The organism is Chamaesiphon sp., assembly GCF_041737865.1.
Taxonomy (GTDB): domain Bacteria; phylum Cyanobacteriota; class Cyanobacteriia; order Cyanobacteriales; family Chamaesiphonaceae; genus Chamaesiphon.
Map to the genome: position 1 here is coordinate 1 of NZ_JBGSQZ010000195.1, position 5,194 is coordinate 5,194.

Annotated in this window: 7 protein-coding genes; 5 read left to right on the forward strand and 2 right to left on the reverse strand. The window is 44.8% G+C overall.

Annotation, left to right across the window (positions count from 1 at the left end; all coding sequences use genetic code 11):
- Positions 1-158: 158 nt before the first annotated feature.
- Entirely contained in the window at positions 159-698 is a 540-nt protein-coding gene (locus ACEW9J_RS14745) for a (2Fe-2S) ferredoxin domain-containing protein (protein WP_373545868.1), read from the forward strand.
- A gap of 198 nt (positions 699-896) precedes the next feature.
- On the opposite strand, the gene ACEW9J_RS14750 is transcribed toward ACEW9J_RS14745, so the two are convergent.
- Together ACEW9J_RS14750 and ACEW9J_RS14755 are read right to left on the reverse strand one after the other, a co-directional pair.
- Positions 897-2,249 carry an NAD(P)/FAD-dependent oxidoreductase gene (locus ACEW9J_RS14750; protein WP_373545869.1) on the reverse strand — a complete coding sequence of 451 codons (1,353 nt, stop codon included), beginning with the start codon at positions 2,247-2,249 and terminating at the stop codon, positions 897-899.
- Positions 2,250-2,358: 109 nt separating this feature from the next.
- Entirely contained in the window at positions 2,359-2,694 is a 336-nt protein-coding gene (locus ACEW9J_RS14755) for a four-helix bundle copper-binding protein (protein WP_373545870.1), read from the reverse strand.
- 548 nt (positions 2,695-3,242) lie between these two features.
- Here ACEW9J_RS14755 and ACEW9J_RS14760 point away from each other — a divergent pair.
- The 4 genes from ACEW9J_RS14760 (at position 3,243) to ACEW9J_RS14775 (ending at position 5,036) form a co-directional block, all read left to right on the forward strand.
- Entirely contained in the window at positions 3,243-3,674 is a 432-nt protein-coding gene (locus ACEW9J_RS14760; RefSeq protein ID WP_373545871.1) for a heavy metal-responsive transcriptional regulator, read from the forward strand.
- 126 nt (positions 3,675-3,800) lie between these two features.
- Positions 3,801-3,869, forward strand: a complete 69-nt coding sequence (locus ACEW9J_RS14765) for a hypothetical protein (protein WP_373545874.1) — start codon at positions 3,801-3,803, stop codon at positions 3,867-3,869.
- A gap of 58 nt (positions 3,870-3,927) precedes the next feature.
- On the forward strand, positions 3,928-4,434 hold the full coding sequence (locus ACEW9J_RS14770; RefSeq protein ID WP_373545872.1) for a (2Fe-2S)-binding protein: 507 nt from the start codon (positions 3,928-3,930) through the stop codon (positions 4,432-4,434).
- Entirely contained in the window at positions 4,431-5,036 is a 606-nt protein-coding gene (locus tag ACEW9J_RS14775; RefSeq protein ID WP_373545873.1) for a mercuric transporter MerT family protein, read from the forward strand. Before ACEW9J_RS14770 ends, ACEW9J_RS14775 begins: the two co-directional genes overlap by 4 nt.
- The last annotated feature ends 158 nt before the right edge of the window (positions 5,037-5,194 follow it).

The window sequence follows — 5,194 nt, forward strand, 5'->3', positions numbered from 1 at the left end:
TGATTGTGGGTTGGTTGCAATTAATCTGGGTTCAGTTGCAGTTAATGTGGGTTTGAGTCGTCGGATAGTTGCAATTAATCTGGGTTCAATTTTGCGATGATTGCGGGTTTGATGATTTATGATTGCGGGTCGCTACATCTAAGCAGCTCAGATTGGGTATGGTTTATCAGTTAGCCATTGGAGATCGCATCCGTTGTGAAGGCATCCAAAAAGATTGGAAGTTCAAGGCATCTGTAATTGCCAAAGTAGATTCTGTAGCGTCGCCTGTCTTGTCTTGTTTCCATGGTGTGGGAACCCGACCAGAGCAAGCCGCTGCGGATAATCGCTCTGCACGATTAGCTCGATTCTCCGCAGGAAAGGCTATGCCAACGAGCGCATTTCCTGCTAACGATTCAAAAGTTAAGATTCTCATTTGTCAAAAGTCGCATTGTCGCAACAATGGTGGCAAAGAAGTATATTCGGCTTTAGTAGAACAATTGAATAGCCATAATTTAAATGACAGTGTGACTTTGAAATCCACTGGTTGTCTTAAATGCTGCAAGCAAGCTCCTAATTTAGTAGTTTTACCTGTAGGCAAAACCGCCGATTCAGCAGCCTCTCCGCTGGAGCATCGAGCTAGCTATCGTAATGTGAGAATTTCTCAGATTCCTGCAATTATTTCCAAAGTTCATTACCATCTTTCGATCGAGCCAAAGTAATTAACCTAAGTTGCTACCTACTGAATCCCCACTCATCAACCGTTCTCAACTGAAGTCGGGGGAATCGCAGAATTGGAGGAAGGCGTAGCCAAATGTACTCGGCATCGTCAGGCAGTAGTATTAGTAGCACTTGTTTAGCCTGACTGATTCCCAAGCTAAACAAAACGTCGTGCAACTAATTTTTCAGTGATACTTGTCCTAGACCATGTAGCTGATGTCGGAAGCCGCAGTTGGATAAGCGAAAATCATTTTCTTGAGATCCTCCGATCGCAAGCCAAATCGAATTGCCATCGCGAAGATATTAACTAGCTCCTCAACATGAGGTCCTAAGATATGGGCACCAAGTATTTGATTGCTGCCTTCCTCAATCAGCACTTTATAACCGGAGTATTTCATATTCACTCGACGTGAGGAATACCAACTAGAGGTGTCCTGATAGTTCACTCGGAACTTTTTGCCCTGTTGTGCTGCTTGTTTCTCTTGCAACCCGACCGCAGCCAAGGAGGGCATCGTAAACACAACGCTCGGTATTTCGGTAAAGTCGGGTGTTTGGTAATTCCCCTCTAAAAGATTACTAGCCACCACATGACCTTCCATACTGGAGACGGGTGTTAGCGGTGGACTACCACTGGCTGAGGCATCCCCTGCTGCGTAAACCATAGGATTAGAGACACTTTGCAGATACTGATTGACGGAAATACCCAGCTTCTCCCGCTCCACCCCAGCTTTGTCTAAATCTAGGTCATCAATGGCGGGAACGCGACCCGCACCATGTACCACCAAATCGGCTGACAAAATTTCCTCGCCCTGCGCTGTGGCAATATGAACAATCAATCGGTCAGCGGCTTTTTCAATTGCCTTCACGGTGGTATTTAATCGAACATCAATACCAATATCCCGCGTGGCTTGTACTAAGTAATCTACTAAATCTGGGTCGAACTGCTCCAGAGGTCGAGAACCACGATGCAAAATTTGTACATTAGCACCAGCACGGGCACTAATGTGGGCAAATTCCATAGAAATATAGCCCCCACCGACCAGGATAATCCGTTGTGGGAGTTGTTCCAATTCTAGAAACTGGGTACTGGTCGTCAAGTATTCTTCCCCAGGAATATGTAGTGGGGCGGGTTTAGCTCCAGTCGCAATCAGAATGTACCTACCTACCAGCGTCTCATCACCCACCTGGATCGTTGTCTGGTCTACAAACCGTGCGGTTCCCTCAAAGGTAGCGATATCTGCTTCGGCAAATCGCTTCTCGTTCTTTTCAGGAATGGGATCTGTAAAGCTGCGCTTGAAGCGCATTAGGGCAGACCAATCAATGTGAAGATCTTTATAGGCAATTCCGTTACTGGTCATGCGATGAGCAAAATCCATCACTTCTTCAGCACTGACAAGCATCTTCTTAGGATCGCAGCCGCGCAGGGCACAGGTGCCGCCAAAAGGTCGGCAATCAATAATGGCAACCTTCCAACCTGCTGCGCGGCACTGCTTGGCAGCAACTGAGCCTGCTGTTCCAGTACCAATTACAATTAGATCGAATTTTTGGGTCATGCTTTCTATCTCCTAGTTACTGCTGGAAGTGCTCTTGTGAAGAATCTTCACCGATCCATGAATGCTGGCTACTTTTAAGAATGCTGGGTACCAATTGCGATTGACGCTGTTAGTTCCGAGATGCACCAACCTTGCAGATCTTGCGGAATTCTTCTGCTACGCGACGACAAGCTTCGGCACACTTCTGGCAATGCTCGGTTTGATGCTGTTCGCATTCGTTTGCACAAGCGTCACAGACAACAGCATAGGCTTCAACGACTGACGCAATAAAGCGAGACCCTCGGAACATTAGGACTGTAGCACTCCAGCAAGTATGGGCACAATCGAGGCAAAGGCGGGCGCACTCTGGCATATCCCCTAGACACTGTTGAGCGCAGTGTTCGCACTCAGCAGCGCAAAGTGCAGCATCACAGCAGGATTGATATTCTTGACGAGCTAAAAGCATAATCACTCCATTAATGTCAACAGTTCCGTAATACTCGGTCAACCAGAGTCGAATTAAGTACCTTTAGGCAAGTGTGCTCGATCCAATACTTTTATATAAAGCTGTCCAACGTTTTTCCTTCGCTGCATTCAGTCTCGGCTTGTGAGAACCCTAGCTTTTACTCCTTTGCGATTAAGTTATTAGACCTCCTGTGAAAGTCCGCAATAAATCGATAGAACCTATAGTTCTCAGTATATTTAAGTAATTTTTATGGTTAGTAAATAATCCTTAGAATCGTTGATGTTAAAGGATCGAGTAAATACTTTCGCAGGAGATCTATTCTTTTTCTTACTTTCATACTCGTCGTTTATCATCAAGAAGTCTATCTATCATTAGGGTTAAATCTATGTATAAGGTTGGAGGGGAGATCGATAAGATATTTTGGATTACTCAAGCTAAACAGTGCTGCTTTGAAACAATTTAGACATCTAATTAGCTATAAACCCTTGACCTTATACACAGGTATAGGGTTTAGAGTGAGGATCGGTAGAGTAAAAGGTTGCCTCACAATGATGCTACAGATTGGCGAGTTATCCCGAAAGGCTGGTGTTAATCCTCAAACTATTTATTTTTACGAACGCATTGGCTTAATTCCCAAGCCGAAGCGGACTGACTCAGGATATCGCTTATTTGATGAGAAGGAGGTGAAACGCCTGTTCTTTATCACTCAGGCCAAGGCTTTAGGGTTAAACCTAGATGAAATTAAGGAGATTTTGTCGCTCCAAGAGGAGCAATCGCTTCCCTGCCGGGAGGTTTACCAGCGATTGCTCCATAAGGTTGAGCAAATTCAAGAGACGATCTCTCAGTTGCAGACTTTAGAAGGCGAACTGGTCAAGCTACTTCACCGTTGTGAAGATAATCTCAGCCGCTACGGTTCAACCACTCCCTGTGTTGTATTTGGAGAAAACCAGTATGAAACCAAAGACAGATCTGTGGGCTAGCATTTCAGGCACGGTACTGATAGCGGTATGTTGTGATCCGCCTGTTTTGGCAATTACGCTAGGGGCGTTAGGGCTAGGGGCGTTAGTTGGTACCTAAATTATGTGCTGCTTCCAGCTTTGGTAGTAATGGTTGTGGTTAGTATAATCTCCTACCAACGCTACCGCCGTCATAGTTGTCGCCGTCGCGATCTTTGAAGGGCTTTACTTCCGGCTTTTTTATTACTGTCAAATCTTTGAAGGGTTAGTTATTGCTATGAGTCAATGTTGCAATTTAGATCGAACCACTGAAAACGTTCCTGTAAAGTCTCGTCAGCGCATTTGTCCTATTGACGGCACTAAAGGAAAACCTGCTAAGCTTGTTACGTTGAAAAGCCTGTTGATCGGGGCAGCACTGGAGAAGTTAGATCCTCGAAGCACCTATACGTTTTGTCCCAGTTCTAATTGTTCAGTGGTTTACTTCTCTGATACTGGTCAAACATTTATGACCGTGGATCTAAAAGTTCCTGTCTTTCAAAAAGATTTTGATGAGCAGGTTCCGGCTTGCTACTGCTTTGACTGGAGCCGCCAACGTATTCGAGAAGAAATTGAACAAACTGGTACAAGTACTGCGGTTGCTTCGATCGCGGCTCATATTAAAGCTAAACGCTGTGGCTGTGAGGTTAACAATCCTCAAGGAGTTTGCTGTTTAGCAAATGTTCGAGAGACTGTACACCAAATCCCACCATTGCTGAGTTCATCATCGGAGACAAGCGCAGCATGAACCGAAAAAAAACATCTCCTCAATGGGAATTAATAAGTGCTGTTTTGGCAGCAATTCTAGCATCTGTTTGCTGTCTTGGTCCTTTGCTACTCGTAGCCCTTGGAGTCAGTGGTGCTTGGATCGGTAATCTAGCTGCCTTTGAGCAATATCGTCCCTTTTTTATCGCCCTCACTCTTGGATTGTTGAGCTTTGGCTTTTATCGTGTTTACTGGAACCCTAAAGTCAAAGAGTGTCAGACGGGAAGTGCTTGTGCTAATCCACGCGCCAACCAACTTGCCAACAAAACTCTAATCATTGGCACAGCATTTGTTCTAGGTTTGCTAGCGTTTCCCTATGCAGTTCCTTATGTCTTTACGGTCAACGCCATCCAAAAGGTTGCGAAGACAAAGCAGGTTGTGTTGCTGATTAAAAATATGACTTGTGAAGCTTGCCCTGTAACGGTCAGAAGTAGTTTGGTTCGGTTAGATGGGGTTAAAGAAGCGAGCATAACATTCAATCCGCCAGAAGCCATAATTGTTTATGACCCGGCTAAAGTAAACATTAAGGAGCTGATGCAAGTCACAACTAATGTAGGATATCCATCCTCAGTTAAGTCCCAATAAGAGAAATTTTATATGTTTACTCACATCTTGCACTAGTATATAGGCACTAAATTTCCAGTGAAACTAACTCGAATGCCAGCCCCTGTGACAACAGAAATTCTCGCTGACGCTCGATTTCTAATAAAAGTAGACTCACAGCAGTCTGTGGCATTAACTGT